The organism is Lutimaribacter marinistellae (genome assembly GCF_042648365.1).
GTDB classification, from domain to species: Bacteria; Pseudomonadota; Alphaproteobacteria; order Rhodobacterales; family Rhodobacteraceae; genus Lutimaribacter_A; species Lutimaribacter_A marinistellae.
In genome coordinates this window covers 568,567-585,409 of the sequence record NZ_JBHRXI010000001.1, presented here as the reverse complement: position 1 = coordinate 585,409, position 16,843 = coordinate 568,567, and the positions used below count along the sequence as shown (strand labels likewise).

14 protein-coding genes are annotated in these 16,843 nt (G+C 61.3%); all 14 read right to left on the bottom strand.

Annotated features, from left to right (window positions below):
• Nucleotides 1–37 precede the first annotated feature (37 nt).
• The 14 genes from ACFORG_RS02625 to ACFORG_RS02560 all read right to left on the bottom strand — a co-directional run bounded on the left by ACFORG_RS02625 (nt 38) and on the right by ACFORG_RS02560 (nt 16,815).
• Complete coding sequence (locus tag ACFORG_RS02625) at nt 38–1,570, bottom strand: ABC transporter substrate-binding protein (protein WP_386733816.1); 1,533 nt, start codon at nt 1,568–1,570, stop codon at nt 38–40.
• A 70-nt stretch (nt 1,571–1,640) separates the two neighbouring features.
• Nucleotides 1,641–3,185 carry a phytoene desaturase family protein gene (locus tag ACFORG_RS02620; RefSeq protein WP_386733815.1) on the bottom strand — a complete coding sequence of 515 codons (1,545 nt, stop codon included), beginning with the start codon at nt 3,183–3,185 and terminating at the stop codon, nt 1,641–1,643.
• Nucleotides 3,182–4,741 carry an indolepyruvate oxidoreductase subunit beta family protein gene (locus ACFORG_RS02615; protein WP_386733814.1) on the bottom strand — a complete coding sequence of 520 codons (1,560 nt, stop codon included), beginning with the start codon at nt 4,739–4,741 and terminating at the stop codon, nt 3,182–3,184. Before ACFORG_RS02615 ends, ACFORG_RS02620 begins: the two co-directional genes overlap by 4 nt.
• Before the next feature lie 11 nt (nt 4,742–4,752).
• Entirely contained in the window at nt 4,753–6,897 is a 2,145-nt protein-coding gene (locus ACFORG_RS02610; protein ID WP_386733813.1) for a thiamine pyrophosphate-dependent enzyme, read from the bottom strand.
• 42 nt (nt 6,898–6,939) lie between these two features.
• On the bottom strand, nt 6,940–7,389 hold the full coding sequence (locus tag ACFORG_RS02605) for a MarR family winged helix-turn-helix transcriptional regulator (RefSeq protein ID WP_386733812.1): 450 nt from the start codon (nt 7,387–7,389) through the stop codon (nt 6,940–6,942).
• Entirely contained in the window at nt 7,386–8,960 is a 1,575-nt protein-coding gene (locus tag ACFORG_RS02600) for a phytoene desaturase family protein (RefSeq protein ID WP_386733811.1), read from the bottom strand. Before ACFORG_RS02600 ends, ACFORG_RS02605 begins: the two co-directional genes overlap by 4 nt.
• A 9-nt stretch (nt 8,961–8,969) precedes the next feature.
• Nucleotides 8,970–9,761, bottom strand: coding sequence for a cyclase family protein (locus ACFORG_RS02595; protein WP_386733810.1), 792 nt, complete (start codon nt 9,759–9,761; stop codon nt 8,970–8,972).
• A 287-nt stretch (nt 9,762–10,048) separates the two neighbouring features.
• A complete protein-coding gene (locus ACFORG_RS02590; protein ID WP_386733809.1) occupies nt 10,049–10,513 on the bottom strand; it encodes a MarR family winged helix-turn-helix transcriptional regulator in 465 nt (154 codons plus the stop codon).
• Nucleotides 10,514–10,607: 94 nt separating this feature from the next.
• Nucleotides 10,608–11,051 (bottom strand): acyl-CoA thioesterase, encoded by a 444-nt coding sequence (locus tag ACFORG_RS02585; protein WP_386733808.1) that lies wholly within the window; start codon nt 11,049–11,051, stop codon nt 10,608–10,610.
• Complete coding sequence (locus ACFORG_RS02580; protein ID WP_386733807.1) at nt 11,048–11,791, bottom strand: SDR family NAD(P)-dependent oxidoreductase; 744 nt, start codon at nt 11,789–11,791, stop codon at nt 11,048–11,050. Before ACFORG_RS02580 ends, ACFORG_RS02585 begins: the two co-directional genes overlap by 4 nt.
• A complete protein-coding gene (locus ACFORG_RS02575) occupies nt 11,788–14,073 on the bottom strand; it encodes a bifunctional salicylyl-CoA 5-hydroxylase/oxidoreductase (protein WP_386733806.1) in 2,286 nt (761 codons plus the stop codon). The genes ACFORG_RS02580 and ACFORG_RS02575 overlap by 4 nt, the downstream gene beginning before the upstream one ends.
• A 210-nt stretch (nt 14,074–14,283) precedes the next feature.
• Complete coding sequence (locus ACFORG_RS02570; protein ID WP_386733805.1) at nt 14,284–14,781, bottom strand: flavin reductase family protein; 498 nt, start codon at nt 14,779–14,781, stop codon at nt 14,284–14,286.
• Nucleotide 14,782: 1 nt separating this feature from the next.
• Entirely contained in the window at nt 14,783–16,012 is a 1,230-nt protein-coding gene (locus ACFORG_RS02565; protein WP_386733804.1) for a styrene monooxygenase/indole monooxygenase family protein, read from the bottom strand.
• A gap of 26 nt (nt 16,013–16,038) precedes the next feature.
• The gene (locus ACFORG_RS02560) at nt 16,039–16,815 is read right to left on the bottom strand and encodes an SDR family oxidoreductase (protein ID WP_386733803.1); all 777 of its coding nucleotides are present in this window, start codon (nt 16,813–16,815) and stop codon (nt 16,039–16,041) included.
• Nucleotides 16,816–16,843: the final 28 nt, after the last annotated feature.

Below are 16,843 nucleotides of genomic sequence, written 5' to 3'. Positions count from 1 at the left end.
AAGGCGCGGGCCGTCGATCGGCCCGCGCTATGACGTATCAGCTGTTGCCGACGGCTTGCGGCAGCAGGTCGCCCGAGCTGTAGGGTGTGACCGAAAGGTCCGAGCGGTGGACGATCGGCATCACGTATTGCAGGAGGGGGATGACATAGCCCTGCTCGGCAATGTGCCGCGAAACGTCGCGATAACCTTGGATACGTTTCTCTTCATCCGGTTCACCGAACAGGGGCCCGATCATCTCGATCAGATCCTGGCCATCCCACACGGAGTGCGGCGAGGGTCCGAACATGGCGAACCCGGTCGAAGTCGAAGGGTCGCCGATAGAGTTGCCCCAGTTGTAGAAGGCTGCTGGCGCCAGTTCGTCGGCGGCGCGCAACTCGAAATGCTTGGCGATTTCATAAACCTCGATCTCGGCCTCGATTCCGACCTTGCGCCACATGCCGACAATGGCCTGGATCATTTCGTAATCCTTGGGCTTGAATCCGCGCGTGGTCTGGATGGTGAATTTCACCGGGTTGTCGGTGGAGTAGCCCGACGCCGCCAGCAGTTCCTTGGCCTTCTCCGGATCGTGCGCCACCTGGATGCTTTCGTCATAGGCCGCGTATCCCGGGGCATCCAGCGTCGAGATCGGCACGCCGTAGCCGCGCAGCAGACGGTCGATAATGAGTTGCTTGTCGATTGCGTGATGGGCGGCAAGGCGCACGTTCTTGTCCGTCATCACGTCGATATCGTTGAGGAAGATCATGCCGATATCGGTGATCGGAATCGCAGTGCCAGACAGCTCGTCCTTGGCGGTCAGGCGGTCATACTCTTCGTAGGGGATGTTGAGCGTCATGTCGGAATTGCCCGACTCGACCTCGGCCACGCGCGAGGCTGCATCTGTGACGAATTTGATCGTGACCGTTTCGAACTGAGGTTTTTCGCCCCAATAGTCCGGGAATGCCTTGAGCCGGACAAAGGCCCCCTGTTCGAACGCATCGACCATGTAGGGGCCGGTACCGACCGGCGCCTTCTCGAAACCTTCGGCGCCGACCTCTTCATAATAATCCTTGGGCAGCACATAACCGGTCAGGAAGGCCATCCACTTGAACAGCGCGGGTTCGAATTCCTTGACGTCCGCGGTGATCGTGTTGCCGTCGATCTGGTAGTTGCCGATCTTGCCCCAGACGAACTGGATCGGGTTACCGGTGGCGGGATCGCCCGCACGCGTCAGGGACCAGACGATGTCTTCGGGCGTCAGGTCCGCGCCGTTATGCCATTTGACGCCTTCGCGGACGGTCATGGTGATCTGGCTCTTGTCCTCGGAAAAGCCCCAATCGGTCAGCAGGCCCTCGGTAAAGGAAAGATCGGGGTTCTGTCCGATGAAACGGTCGAAAACGGACAGGTAGATCGCTTGAAGCGTCGGGTTCACCGCCGACGGTCCGGTTGTGGGGTCCCAGCTTTGCACGGGGACGTTGTAGGCGATGGTCAGGCTGCCATCCTGAGCCATGGCAGGCAGGCCCGAGGCCAGCAGGGCGGACAGCGCGGCACTTGTGCCGAGAAACCCGCGCCGGGTAAATGTGGGTTTGGTCATGGTCTGGTTCTCCCGTTGGTTGGTTGGGGCCCGGTGTTTTCCGGGTTCTTCCTGGTCTGGTTTCGTGGACTCATTTCAACGTCTGCGCGGTGAAAAATCCTGATCCTGCTCCGGTTCCCGCGCCGGGCCATGCGGCCGCACCGATCAGATGCAGACCCGAGATGGGGGTTGTCCCATCGGCAAAGCCGCGCAGGGGCCGGAACAGGAAATTCTGGCTGATGTGATGCGATCCGCAGATCTGGTCTCCGCCGACGAGGTTGGGATTTTCTGCCTCGAGATCGAGCGGCGAAACGGCGCGATGACCCACAATCGTATCGCGAAAACCGGGTGCCTGCGCCTCGATCAGGTCAAGCGCGCGTTCGGTCATCGGGCCGAGTGCGTCCGTCCAGTCGGTTGCGGCGATCTTTTCGGCGGCGTCGCCCTTGATCTCGGCAGGAACCATTCGGACCTGGACCCAGAGCGTGTGCTTGCCCTCGGGCGCACGGCTGGGGTCAAAGAGCGTTGGTTGTCCGACCACGAGCAGCGGTTCGGCTGGCAGCAAACCGGCCATCGCCTGCGCATAGGTGCGCGCCGCGCCATCCAGCGACCGGCCGATATGGACATAGGCAAATCGACCCAGCGGATCCGCAAGCCAAGGCACGGGCCGGTCCAGCGCGAGATGCAGCATCATCGTGCCGGGCGCATGACGGAAAGTCGTGAGGCCCCGGTCGAACCGAGCATCGCCGGATCCACCGATCATGCGCAAAAGATGCTTGGGCGCGAGGCCGGCCAGGACTGTCTGCGCGGCAAAGGTACCCGAGTCGGTCGTGACGCCGGTCACCTTGCCGCCCGCATGCGCGATGCCCGTGACTTCGGTTCCGGTTTCCACGCTGCCGCCATGCGCCTCGATCATCTTGACGAGGGCGCGGGTCACGGTGTCGGCGCCACCCTTGCCGATCACCATGCCCATTGCCTGACCTGCCATCGCCTCGAGATACGGAAAGATGGCACCGCCGGCGATGTCGGGTGCGAAGTCGAGATGCATGCCCCACGAAGCGAGAGCTGCGCGCAGGCGCGGATCTTCGAAGTTCTCCTCGAGAAAGGCGCGGGGTGATGTTGCAAGGAACTGCGCAATCTCGACTGACTTTCCGGTGCCGAGCTTGCGCCAGCTTTTCCAGAGGAACTTCGCCAAAGGTCCGCGGCGCATCGGCGTGCCCAGAAGCCCGCCGACGACTTCGGCCCTTGCGGGAAAATCTGCCATCATCTCGCGCCAACGCGTCTTGTCGGCTTCGCTATGGAAACTGGACAGCGTCTCTTCGACGTCGGTCGTCACGCCAAGATGATCGCCCGGCACCAGGGCCTGTGCAAACGGGCGGTCGATGGGGGTGAATTCCAATCCGTGGTTGGCCATCTCTTCGCCATGCGCAGCCATGAACCCGGAACCGGCAAAAAGCGACAGGTTCATCGCGGCGACGTCGTGGCGGAAGCCGGGCAGTGTCAATTCCTCGGTCCGGACCGCGCCGCCTGGTGTGGGACCACGTTCGAGGACCCGAACGGCTTTTCCGTGTTTGGCCAGATCGGCAGCGGCAACGAGCCCGTTGATACCCGCGCCAATGATTATGATCGGTTTACTCATGCCGCAGACTCGGCAAAGCTGCGCACGGTGGCCAGCGCGCCGTCAAGCGCCGTGCCCTCTTCGTCTTCCAGTGCGGCGGTCCGCAGGCGACGCATCCAGTCGGCGGCATCGGGGCGGCCGCGCAACATGTCGAGAGCACCCATCACGCGGGCGAATTTTGACAGACCGCGTGCATGCGTGTCTGAGTATCCCTTGATAAGCCGGTAATTCGCCAAGAGCTCCGACGCGAGTGCGTGATCCTCCTGAGCAACATCGGTTACCGTGGTGAACCACCGGTCGATATGCTCCATCTCGCTGTCATGTCGCAGCAGGCGGCGGCGCATCGGGCGTAGCGCGGAGACCATCCAGAGCATCACGAAGCCGCCGATGCGGTCGGTGCGGATGCGGCGGCCTTTGTCGAAATGCCGGGTGTAAAACGCCTCGATCTCCTTGCGGCTCTGTATCCAGCGGCCGATGCCGCGGGGCAGGGTGGTGGTGAACTCCTCGAACCGCGGATGGAAGTACTCGGTCAGCATCAAGACCTGCTCGTCATCCACGGAGACTTCGTCGCGTACACGGTCAAAGCGCGACGCCCGCGTCTTGAGGTCAGCCACGCGCAGGATGTCATCGTAGCAGAGCGCGCGGGCGCAGTATTTCGCGGCATTGTCCGTCAGGTCGAAGGGCGCGGCGTCCAATGCTGCGATCCGCTCGACCATATCGAGATATTGCGCGCCGTATGCGACATCCTGGTAATCGACGACCTTTGCCAAGCCGGCCCGGGCCATGTCCTGTGCCGGGACGGGAAGATTTGCCAGCCGGCTTTCCAAAGCCTCCCATTTCGGGCGCAGTTTGTCCGGGATGGCCAGGGTTGGCGACGGTTTGGCCATCGGCACATCGGGCACTGGTGCGGGTTTTTCACCCTTGGCGACCTCGTAGGCCTCGACGAAGGCGCGCAGGCTTGCCTCTACCCCACGGCCCGACTTGCGGATGACCTCTTCGTAGGTTTCGCGCGGAAACGGCAGCGCGCCCGATCCCGCAAGTGCCCCCAGCATGGAAGAAGATATAACGGATCCCGCATCCTTCGCGATGCGCTCCATGTCAAAGGCGACAACGTGGTCTGCGGCAATGCCCATCGCGTCGAGCACCTCGGGACCATTGGCCCGACCGTCGCCCGGTACCACCTTCTCGGCCACCGCCGGAATCCGGTGGGTCGAGGCGATCATAGTGGTGCGTCCGGGCGTGACGAAGCCACGCATGATCGCGCGGCCGCCTTCCATCAGTTCCGCGGCCATCAGGATGTCGACATCGCCGACCGCAGGAGAAAGGGCAAAGACCGGCATCCGGCCCGTATCGCGGCACATTTCGATGTAATAGATCGTGGCGCCGGTACGTTGCGCAACACCTGCCACGGATGTCGATTGTGCGCGGTAACCGTTGGCTTCGGCCACTTCGACGATCCAATTGGTCAGAACGCCGCCGCCTTGGCCACCGACTGCGAGCGCGGCGAGCGTGATGATCTTTTCTCCCTGCGGGCCGGGAGAGCGGCGGGCGATGACGGGGCTTGCTTGCATGTTCATGGTGCTATCCCTCAAACCAGCGCGATACGGCGTGCTGCGCGGCGTGATTGCAGCCAGCCAATCAGGCGTTGCGCGCGGCTGGCCCGGCGTTTCTCGGAAGCTGTGGGGTTGGTGACGATCTGCGCCTCGTAGAACGAGGGGCACAGCACGGCGGCGTCGGCCACCTCGCCGCAGTTTCCGCATCCCACGCAAGTCTGGTCGATGGCCGCGACCGGGTCGTCGCGCAGCGGGTCGCCGGTGTCCTTGACCGACAGTGACGGACAGCCTGAAAGACGCATGCAGGCATGATCGCCTGTACAGACGTCTTCATCCACGCCGAAGCGAGGCCGGACGACGCGCTTGCCGTCCTTTGCGGCCTTGGCGAGTTGCGGTTTCACGCGGCGCTGCTTGTTGAGCATGCATTCCGAGGAGGCGACGATGACCTTTGGGCCGGTCTCTTCGGTGGTCAGCGCCTCTTTCAACGTGTCGCGCATCTTGGTGACGTCGTAGGTGCGATCAATCTGGCGAACCCATTTGACCCCCATACCCTTGACCGCATCGGTGATGGAGTTCTGCGTCTGCTTGGTGCGGTTGTCTGCACGTGACGACAGGATGTCCTGTCCGCCTGTTGCGGCAGAATAATAGTTGTCGACGATGACGATGACGTTGTCGGACTTGTTGAAGACCGCATTGCCGATCGAAGAGGTCAGCCCGTTATGCCAGAAGCCGCCATCGCCCACGAATGAGATGGAGCGGCGGCCCTTGGGGTTTTCGTTGTGAAAGGCCGCGGCCGAGGCGGGACCGAGGCCGTAGCCCATCGTTGTCGCGCCGATGTCGAAGGGTGGCATGATCGAGAAAAGATGGCAGCCGATATCGGACGAGATATGGTGCTCTCCCAATTCCTGCTCGACCAGCTTGGTCGCGGCAAAGATCGGCCGTTCTGGGCATCCTGTGCAAAAACCCGGCGGGCGCGGCGGCAGCGTTTGTGACAGGTCGGGAATCTCGACAGGGGTTTCGTTGGTTGCAACCTTGGCGACGGGCAGCAACGAAGGCGTATGATCCGCCAGAAAGTCGGCGATACCGTCGACCATGACCTGTCCGGTATACTCGCCGCCCATCGGCAGCTTGCCCTTGCCTTCCAGCGCGATGCGCTTGCCCGACTTGTAGAGCATGTGGGCGATCTGCTGCTCGATGTAATTGGGCTGACCTTCCTCGACGATCAGCACGGCATCCTTGTCTTCGCAGAATTCCATGATCTGGCTTTCGACCAGCGGGAATACACAGTTGAGCACCAGCAGGTCCAGATCCGTGTCACCGTAGATGTCGGCGAGGTCGAGGCGGTTGAGCGCGCGAATGACGGTGTTGTAGCTGCCCCCGGTCAGGATCAGCCCGACCTTTGAACCGGGCTTTCCCATCCTCTCGTTGATCCCCTTTTCGAGGATGAAGTCCTGGGCGGCGGGCATGCGCTTGGTCAGTTTTTCATTCTCGTGCAGGTAGGTCGCGGGCGGCAGCACGATGCGATTGAGGTCGCGTTTCGGGTTTTCCAGCGCGTCCGACACGGTGACGGGCGGCCGCTTGTTGTCGGAGGCCGTGAAATGGCCGTGAACGTGACAGGAGCGGATGCCGACCTGAAGCATCACAGGCGTGTTCGAAGCCTCGGAGAGCTCGAACCCGGCCCCGACGGTCTTGACGATCGAGGGCAGGTTGGGGCGCGGGTCCAGCATCCAGACCGAACTTTTCATCGCAAAGGCATAGGTCCGTTCCTGCATGATCGAGGAGCCTTCGCCGTAATCCTCGCCCACGATGATCAAGGCGCCGCCCGTCACACCGCCCGAGGCGAGGTTTGAAAGGGCGTCAGAGGCCACGTTGGTGCCGACGACCGACTTGTAGGTGACTGCGCCTCGGATCGGATAGTGAACACTGGCGGCGAGCATCGCGGTGGCCGTCGCCTCGGATGCAGAGGCCTCGAAATGCACGCCAAGCTCTCCCAGGATCTCTTGCGCGTCTGCAAGAACGTCCATCAGGTGGCTGATGGGCGACCCCTGGTAGCCGCCGACATAGCCGACGCCGTTTTCCAACAGCGCCTTTGTGATGGCCAGGATACCCTCGCCAGAGAAGGTTTCGCCCTCTCCCTTTGTCAGTTTCTGGACTTCCTTGGCGAATGAACGTTCTGCCATGGGTGGTCTCCTTGGTCTGCTGCGCTGCCCGCAAGGGGCGCGTCAGAAATCGTGGTGGCGGATGTCGTAAAAGATCCGCAGCAACGTGTTGTTGAACTCTGCCCGTTCACGTTCGTCGAGCGGGGCCAGCATCCGGTCGCGTGCACGCAGCATTTCGGGCCATGCAGCGTCATAGGCGGCGCGACCTGCCTTCGTCAGCGTAATGCGGCGGACGCGGCTGTCGCCGTCCTGTGCTTCGCGGCGGACGAGGCCCGCGGTTTCCATCCCGTCTAGCGCGCGGGATAGCGTCGACTGCTTGATGACAGTCAGAACCGAAAGCTCGTTGATCGTACATGTTCCGTTATCGGCCAGAACCGCCAAGGCTCGCATCTGAGCAACCGTGACGCCGACCTCGCGCAGTGCGGCCTCAACCCCCTTGTTGTACCGCGCCATGATGCGGTTCATCAGGTAGGGTGTGAACTCTTCGAGCTCTTCGGGCCGCTGATGGATCATGCGCCGAGCTCCTTGGCGACCAGGTACCCGGAGCCGCCGGACAAGCCCGGACCCGGATGGGTCGATGCACCGATATGGTGCAGCCCCTTGATCCCGGTCTCGTGCCGTTTGCTGGTGGGGAAGGGGCGGAACAAGAAGAACTGGTCCAGCGTGCAGGCTCCGCCATAGGGATCACCACCCACGAGGTTCACGTTGTACCGCTCCAGATCGGCGGGCGACAGGGCGCGTCGTGTCACCACGCGCGATTTGAAGTTACTAATGTGATCGGAAAGGACACCCTCGATCCTGTCGGCAAAGGCGTCGCGCAGCGCCTCGGTCCACGTGCCATCGGCGGGCGTTTCGATCTGGCCTGCCGCGTCACCTTTCACCTCGCGCGGGGCTTCGGGCATCTGAAGCCAAAGGACGGTTTTTCCGTCGGGTGCGCGCGTCGGGTCGGCGGCGCAGGGCTGGCCGACACAGATCGTCGGAACCTCGGGCAACAGGCCACGTTCTGCTTCGTTCCCGGCCTTCGAGACACCGTCGAGGCCCGGTGTGAGGTGCAGGAGCTGCACCTTGTCCAGTCCTTCGGTTTTCCAGCCGACAGGGCCATCAAGCAGGTAGTGGAGCTGGAAATTGCCTTTGCCATAGCGGTAGCGACGCAAGTCATCCGCATGTTCGGGCTGCGGCGCGAGATCGCCGTAAAGCTGGTGCGGAGTCGTCGACGCCAGGATCGTGCGAGCGGTGATGGTGTTACCGTCGGACAGGCGAAGCCCGACCGCACGGCGATTGCTGACCATTATTTCGTCGACATTTGCGCCGGTCCGGACGATGCCGCCGTTTTCTTCGATGATCGCCACCAGGCCGCGGACCATGTTGGCGGAGCCGCCCTTGATGATCGGGGCGCCCGCAGCTTCGAGAGCGAAGCCGATCACCTGGCCCATCTGTCCTGAAAAGGCCGCCTCCGGGCCCAAACCCGCGTGCAGGCACCACGGTGCCCAGATGGCGCGTGACAGGTCGGATGAAAACGAAGTCTCAACCCAGCCGCGCATCGACGAGAGCGCCCCGCCCAGGGTGGATGCAAGGCCATGGGTCCCGCGCTTCCACGCTTCGCGACCAAGCATCTTGGCGGTGGGGCGCGACCACGGGTCGCCACCCATCAACCCGAACAGCAAGTCGGCATTTCCGGCAAAAGCGTCCAGATCGGCGGCGAGTCGTTTGCCGTCGCCGTCATGCGCCGCGTCAAAGGCCGCGATGTTACGCGTCCGATCTATCGTGTAGGTCAGCGCCCGCCCGTCCGGCAGCAGAACACCGGTCGGCGTGTCGGTGGCGCAGAATTCGACCCCGTGCCGCGCAAGATCATCCGCCAACGCGCCATGTGCGGCCCCGGTCACCCAAAGGACGAAAGTGGTGGCGAGGGGATCGTATGTGACTCCCTCGGCCAGTGTTTCGGTGCGCATGCAACCGCCTGCCACCTCTTCACGCTCAAAGACCGCGACGCGTTTGCCGCTTTTGGCGAGCATCGCTCCGGCAGCAAGGGCATTGATGCCCGAGCCGATGATAGCGACATCAGGATTGGTGACAGGTCCGGACATGCGCGCGCCTCAGTTTGCGACGAGTGCCAAAGCGCGGATCGGGGAGCCGGTGCCTTTGACGATCTTCAAGGGTGCGGCAACGAAGATCGCGCCCTTGGGCGGTAGTTGGTCGAGATTGGCAAGCGATGCGAGGCCATAGCGGTTGTGCTTGTGCAGCAGATTATGCGCGGGGAACGGGATCTCGAATTCACCGGCCTTGCCGGCATCCGTACCAATGCATTGGCTGCCCCATCCAAGTGCCTTTCGGTCTTCCATCAGGTACTGGATCGCGTCAGCGGTCGGCCCGGGTGTATGGGGGCCGGTATCGTCTGCGTTGAGGAATTTCTCCTCGTCCGTGTTGAACTTGTCCCAATCGGTGCGCATCAGGACCCATTCGCCTTCCTTGATTTCGCCATGCTCGGCTTCCCACGCCTTGATGTGGTCGGCGGTAAGCAGGAAATCGGGATCTTCGTCGGCCTCTTTGGAGCAGTCGATGACGTTTGCGGGCGCCACGAAATACTGCGGGTTCATCGTGTCCACGGACCCGTCGGGATAGTCCTTGCCGGTGATCCAGTGATGCGGCGCATCGTAATGGGTTCCGGAATGCTCACCCAGTTTCAGCCAGTTCCACGCGAAGAACGGGCCATCCTCGTCATATTTCGAAATTTTATGAATTTCCACCTTGGGCGTGTTCTTGGCGAAATCCTCGGGTAGGCGAAGGATCGGCGTGTCGGGCCCCAGCGGCCCCGAGCAATCCACCACCCTGATCGATCCGTCGAGCAGGCCCGTGGCAAGGCTGGCAAGTGTGTCCTGATTAGTCATGAAAGCTCTCCCTGTCTTGTTCTGGGCGGTGTGATGTCCGAGAAATATGCAACTGCATGTTTCTCATTACTTCAAGTACAAAGTTTCACATTGCGCGTTTTCTTTGTGTCCAGCCCATGTGGGTGGCGCAAATGACCGGAAAATAGACAGTATTAGGTCAAAAATTGCGACCTACGATGGCAATGCTGCGGGTGCAGCATGAGCGTCGCGCGTGCAGAAGGAACCCGCCAAGGCGATGTTCGAGTTTTTGTTTTAGTTGTGAAGTAAGTGGGGGTTTGTCCGCCAGTCTATCCGTTGTGGCGGATATCGAGCATTATGGAAATACCGCGGGCGACATCGGCCTCGGTCACGTTTCCAAGGAACTCGTCGATCCAGGAAAGGTGGCTGGCGGTCATCTCGTCCATGAGAGCTTTGCCCGTTTCGGTAATCCTGACGACAAAAGCCCGCCGATCGGTTTCGAGCGTCTCTCGTTCAACAAGCCCTTCGGCGACGAGCCGGTCGACCAGCCCGGTGACATTCCCGTTGGATACGACAAGGTGTTGAGACAACTCGCTCATGCGCATTCCGTCGGGCCGCGAATGCAGGGTCGCGAGAACGTCGAAGCGCGGCAGGGTGGTGCCGTATCCTTCGCGAAGGCGCTCGCGCAGCGCGGCCTCGACGTGACGTGTCGCCTTGAGCATCTGCAGCCAAAGGCGAACACGCTGGCGGGCCAGATGATCATCTTCGATTCGATGCGACGTGGAAGTGTTCATCGAAGTGTCCTGCAAAGTGTCGGCGATGAGTCCGTTTCCTCTATCAACATGTTGGGCCGGGGCAAAGCGGGTAAGCGCGACCCGGATGGCCGCGTCAAGCAGATTTCAGGGTGGCATCCGACCCGTCGATCAGGAATCGTGTCATCCGGGCGCGTGCTTCGGCCGGCCACGGTTGCGAGCCACCAGCATCGATGTTCGTGTGGATCATGGTGGCGCGACAAGTGAACCGCGCCTCGCCCACGCAGGCACAGGTTATCCGAGCAGTAAAGGAGCTGCGCCCAATGCGCTCCACCTGCAGCGAAAGCTCCAGCTTGTCGCCCAACCGCGAGGGCGCATGAAAGCGGGCCTCGATTTCACCAAGGGGGGTTCCGGCACCGGAGCGAAAATCCATGTCTGCCCATGCCAGATCGATCTCGTCCGCAAGAAACCGTTCGACCGTGGCCGAAATCATCTCGAAATACCGTGGATAGAAAACGATGCCGGCCGGGTCGCAGTGATTGAACTCTACCTGGCGACGCAAGGTGAACATCTGGTTCATGTTTCCCCCCCCGAAATCGAGATCGCCTGACCAGTGACCATTTCCGAGCCATCGCCACACAGCCACAACACGGCACGTGCCACATCACCGGGTGGGACCAGCCTGTGCATCGGGTTCGTCGCTTCGAGCGAGGCGCGCGCCTCTTCCGCGCTGCGGCCTGTCTTTTCAACGATGTTCGCGATGGATCGCTCGGTCATCTCTGTATCGAGGAACCCGGGGCAGATCGCGTTCACGGTGATGCCTTTTCGCGCAACCTCCAAAGCCGCGGATTTGACCAGCCCGATCACGCCATGCTTGGCTGCAGAGTAAGGTGCGACATAGGCGTACCCTTTCAAACCGGCGGTCGACGCGATCGCGATGAAACGCCCCCAAGGCTTGTCTTTCATCGCGCGCAACCCTTCGCGCAGTGTCAGGAAAGTGCCCGTCAGGTTGATTTCGACCATTCGCTCGAACGCAGCGCGTTCGGTCTTGACCAGCGGCGCGCTTTCCGAGGCTCCGGCGTTGGCAATCACGATATCCGGAGAGATTTCGGCCATTGCCGATGCGAGCGCAGTCTCATCGGTGATATCGCAGACCTTTGCCTGGATGCGCTGGTGACGCGCCGCAGTTACTTCGAGCGGTTCGGCGCGACGACCGCAGATGGTGACGCATACCCCGGCCTCGGCCAGTGAGAGGGCGATTTCCGCCCCCACCCCGGTCCCGCCGCCGGTTACAAATGCGGTCTTTCCTGACAGGTTCATATGGCCATGGCCTGTGCGCGTTCGGCAAGGGTGTAGGCCTGGCGCCTAGCGCTTTCATAGGGTTTCGGCCAGACCTGTTCCTGATCGCCAAGTTCGACCGCGGCATGCATCGTCCAGTAAGGATCGGTCAGATGCGGGCGGGCCAGAAGGACAAGATCGGCGCGACCTGCCATCAGGATAGAATTGACGTGATCCGGTTCGTAGATGTTGCCCGCAACCAATGTGGGCAGGCCAACCTCTTGCCGGACGCGGTCGGCGAAGGGAACCTGGAACATGCGGCCATAGACAGGCTGTTCGCGTTTGTCGGTCTGGCCAGAAGAGACGTTGATCGCATCGGCACCAGCCTGCTTGAACAGCGCCGCGATTTTCACGGCCTCGTCGGGCGTTACCCCATCCTCGCCCATCCAGTCATGCGCCGAGATACGTACCGTCATTGGGCGGTCTTCGGGCCATGCCTCACGCATCGCTTCGAACACTTCGAGAGGGAAGCGCATCCTGTTTTCAAGCGACCCGCCGTATTCGTCCGAGCGCGTGTTGGTGATGGGTGATATGAAGGAGGCCAGCAAGTAACCATGTGCCGCGTGCATTTCGATCATGTCGAAATTCGCATCAAGCGCCGCTTTCACCCCCCGACTGAACTGTTCCTTGACCATGTCCATGTCGGCGCGATCCATTTCCTTGGGCACGACGTTGCCATCGGCGAGCGGAATTGCGGAGGCGGAAATCAACGGCCATGTTTCGCCATGCGGGAGCGGCTGATCGATGCCGTCCCAGGCTAGTCGCGTCGATCCCTTGCGCCCGGCATGACCGATCTGAGCGCATAGCTTGGCTTCGGTCTCGGCGTGAACAAAATCGGTCAGTCGGGTCCAGGCCGGCACCTGCTCGGGTCCGATACAAGGGCATCCGGGGGTGATACGACCTTCGAGGCTGACACAAAGCATCTCGGTAAAGATCAGCCCGGCACCACCTTTGGCGCGTTCGGCGTAATGCGAGAAATGCCAATCCGTGGGCATCCCATCCTTGGCCTTGTACTGCGCCATGGGCGAGACGACGACCCGGTTGGTCAGTGTCAGATTGCGCAGTTTGAAGGGCGCGAACATCGGTCGCCGGTTGGAATTTGTGCCCGACTGGCTTTGGAACCATGCCTCGGCAGAGGCAAGCCATTCAGGATCGCGCAGCCGCAGGTTCTCGTGGCTGATACGTTGCGACCGGGTCAGCAGCGCATAGTTGAACTGCATCATGTCGAGGTCGAGATAGCGGTCGATCTCTTCGAACCATTCGGTGGAATTGCGCGCGGCGGAGGTGACGCGCAGAACTTGCAGCTTGCGGTCCTCTTGGTAGCTGTCGAGCGCCTCGGCAAGGGGTTTGCCGGAATGCAACTCATTGGCAAGCGCGATCGCGCTTTCCATGCCAAGCTTGGATCCCGATCCGATCGAAAAGTGGGCTGTGGCCGAGGCGTCGCCCAGCAGCACCACGTTGTCGAAATGCCAGTTCTCGCAGGTCACGCGCGGGAACCGGATCCAGGCCGAGCCGCGAATATGGTTGGCATTGGTCATCAGGCTATGGCCGCCGAGGTGCTTTTCGAAGATCCGTTCGCACAGCGCGATGCTTTCCTGCTGGTTCAGGTTGGCAAAGCCGAAAGCCTCATAGGTTTCTGGGCCGCATTCGACGATGAACGTCGCCGTATCATCGTCAAACTGGTAGGCATGGGCCCAGACCCAGCCATGTTCGGTCTTTTCGAAAATGAAGGTAAACGCGTCGTCGAACTTCTGATGTGTGCCGAGCCAAACGAAATGGTTGCGGCGCATGTCGATCTCGGGTTGGAACTTATCCGCGTAAATGCTGCGGGTGCGAGAGTTCAGGCCATCGGCGGCAACGAGGAGGTCGTTGGAATTTTTCAGTTCCTCGATCCGTTCGGGCGTGATCTCGGTTTCGAACACGGTTTCGACACCCAGAGCCCGGGCGCGCTCCTGAAGCAGCAGCAGCATCTTTTTGCGTCCGATCCCGCAAAACCCATGACCGGAAGACGTCATCGCCTCGTCGCCGCGAACGACCTTGATGTCGTCCCAATAGGCAAAGCTGCCGCGGATCATCTGGTTGGTGACGGGATCGTTGCCCTCGAAATTCGACATCGTCTCATCCGAAAGGACCACGCCCCACCCGAACGTATCATCGGCCCGGTTACGCTCGTATACGGTGATCTGGTGGTTTTCATCCCGCAGTTTCATCGAGATGGCGAAGTAAAGGCCGGCGGGTCCGCCGCCGAGAACAGCGATTTTCATGTCGAAGCCTTCTGAGGTTGTTTGTGATTAGGGTAGCGGCGCCGAAATATACTTCAAGTATAAAATAACAGGAGGTCAAAAAGATTTCTTCTGGCATATTGGACGATGGAAAACAGATGCTTGCAGAGAAAGGGTGTCCTGACCCAACTTTGACCACAAACTAAAAGGCACGGCCCCGGCAGGCTTGCGGGGCCGCGAAGTTGGGGAGGATCAGGCCACGGATTGTAGCCTGTGGAAACGGGATTGGGCGTAAACCAAGGCACCGCCATCCTCATCGGCAAAGGCAACGTCCTCGATCCGGCCGATGAAGACCGAATGCCCACCTGCCTCGGTGGTGGCGGTGACCTTGCACGAGATGCTTGCCAAAGCACCACTGAGCCGGGGGAGGCCTTGAGGGCAGGTGATCCAATGCCCGAAGTCGAACTTCTCAGGCCCGGTCACGCCGTGCGCCCCAGCGAAAGCCATGGCCACGTCAGCATGATCCTGACCTAGAAGATTGACCGAGAATAGCCCGAGGCGTGCGATCTCCATGCAGGTGCCGGTCTTGCGGTTGACGCAGACAAGCAGGCTGGGCGGGTTGTCGGTGACCGAACAGACCGCTGTTGCGGTGATCCCGCGGCGCAGGTCGCCCGAACCGGTGGTGATCAGGGTTACCGCGCCGGGAAACAGGCCCATCGTACGCCGAAAGGTTGGAACATCGACCGTCATGTCACGCCGCCTGCAGGCTGGTCAGGTAATCCTGGGCCGCGTTCGAATCGGCGAACCATGGGAAGAAGTCGCGCGGATCGTCGAACCCGTTGGCGATGCGCTGTGCGAGGCCCGGCAGCACCTGCGCTGAGCCCATGATGTCCAGAACGAAGGGCGGGGGCGGCAGCAGCATCATGTTCGTCCAGCGCACGACCCATTGCGCATAGTCCCAGAACCGCTCGAACGTTGCACTCATCCATGCCTCGTCAAAAGGTCGGTCGCCATGTGCCAGGATCGCATCCAGGTAGACGGCTGCCGCCTTGGCGGCATTGTTTGCGCCTTGCCCGGTGATCGGATCGTTCAGGCATACGGCGTCGCCGAGCCCCATGACCTTGGCGCCTGAAGGCAGTGTCCCGACCGGCTTGCGAATGGTCGGAGGAAAACGACCGGCAAGGATGCCATTTTCGTCGGTCAGTTCGACGTTGTGGCAGCGGTCGGCCTCCCATGGGAGAAAGGTGTTCAGAATCTCCTTGGATTTCGCAAGGTGTTCTGCCGGTGTCTTCACATCCTTCCAGCAATCCATCGGGCCACCGGGGATGCCCTCGAACACCATGATCTCGCAGGGTCCCGTGGTGGTGAGGGCGGGAAAGACGAAGTATTCGCCGACACCGGGGATCAGGTTGAAGTTGACCGCCGAGAAGGGTTCGCGCGGCCTCATCCCATGCACATAGGTCAGCGCAAGGGCCCGTTGCGGCGCGTCGAAGGTCGAGCGGTCGGCGTCGCGCTCGAACAGCTTGCCGATTTCACCTTTGCCCGAGGCGACGATCACCAGATCGGCGCCTTTCGCTTCAAGCTCGAGTTTGGCCACGTCGGCCGAGGCGATTTCGAGCTTGCCGCCCAGCTGTTCGAACTCCTCCAGCCAGCGGGGCATCTTGACGCGCTGATCCACGGATTGCGCCTTGTCATCGAGCCGCGCGGACCAGTCGATCGCCTTGCCAGGACCTTCGGGGTTGGGCACGACGAAAGAGATGCCTTCGACCGGCGGGCATTCGTCTTCCCAGTAGTTCAATCCCAGATCGCGCTCATGTTGCAGGGCCGCGTCGAACTGGCATTGGGATGACAGGACCCGACCGCTGGCGATTTCCTCTCCGGTACGATCCTGAATGATCTTTACGTCGTAACCCTTTTGCAGAAGGCCAATCCCGAGTTGCAGGCCGGATTGACCGCCGCCCACGATGCTGATGCTTTTCATCTTGTCTCTCCTGTTGGTGTGGTTGTTCAGTCCATGAGGCGCGGAATGGCGGGTTCGGCCCGCTCTGGCCCCATGGCGGTGTATCCGCCATCGACACGGATATCGGTTCCGGTGATGAAGCTCGCCTCGTCCGAGCACAGGAACATCACCGTGTTGGCGACTTCTTCGGGGTCTCCAACCCGAGGGAAAAGATGGAAATCGGCGCCAACCTTGTCAGTCTTGTCGCGGTTTCCGCCTGTCAGCTCGTCCATGATATTGGACCAAGTCCAGCCCGGAGAGACCGCGTTGACACGGATGCCATCGGCCGCAAGGTCCATCGCCTGGCTACGCGTCAATTGCAGGATGGCCGCCTTGCTGACAGGGTAGAGCCAGCGACCGGTCTGTGCGATCCGGGCCGATATCGAGCCGAAATTGACGATCGCCCCCTTGTTACGGGCCAGTTCCTCGCGCGCGGCCTGCATCAGCATCACCGAGCCGACGAGGTTTACATCCAGAGCTTCCAACCATTGGGTGCGTGTGCTTTCGGCGCCATTGTCCAGATAGGTGGCGGCTACGTTCACAAGAAAATCGATCCGCCCGAACCTGTCCTTGGCGAATTGCACGATCTTGGCCACGTCGGCGTCCGACCGCAGGTTCGCCTCGATAAAGGCGACGCCCTCGGTCTCGAGCGTTTTGCCTGCCTCGGCATTGATATCGGCGATCACCACGTTTGCCCCGTGCTCGCGAAAGGCGGCGACGATGGCTGCGCCGATCTTGGTTGCGCCGCCGGGCACGATGGCTGTCTTGCCTTTAAGTCCGCGCATGATGTTCTCCCTGTTTCTTATGATCTGA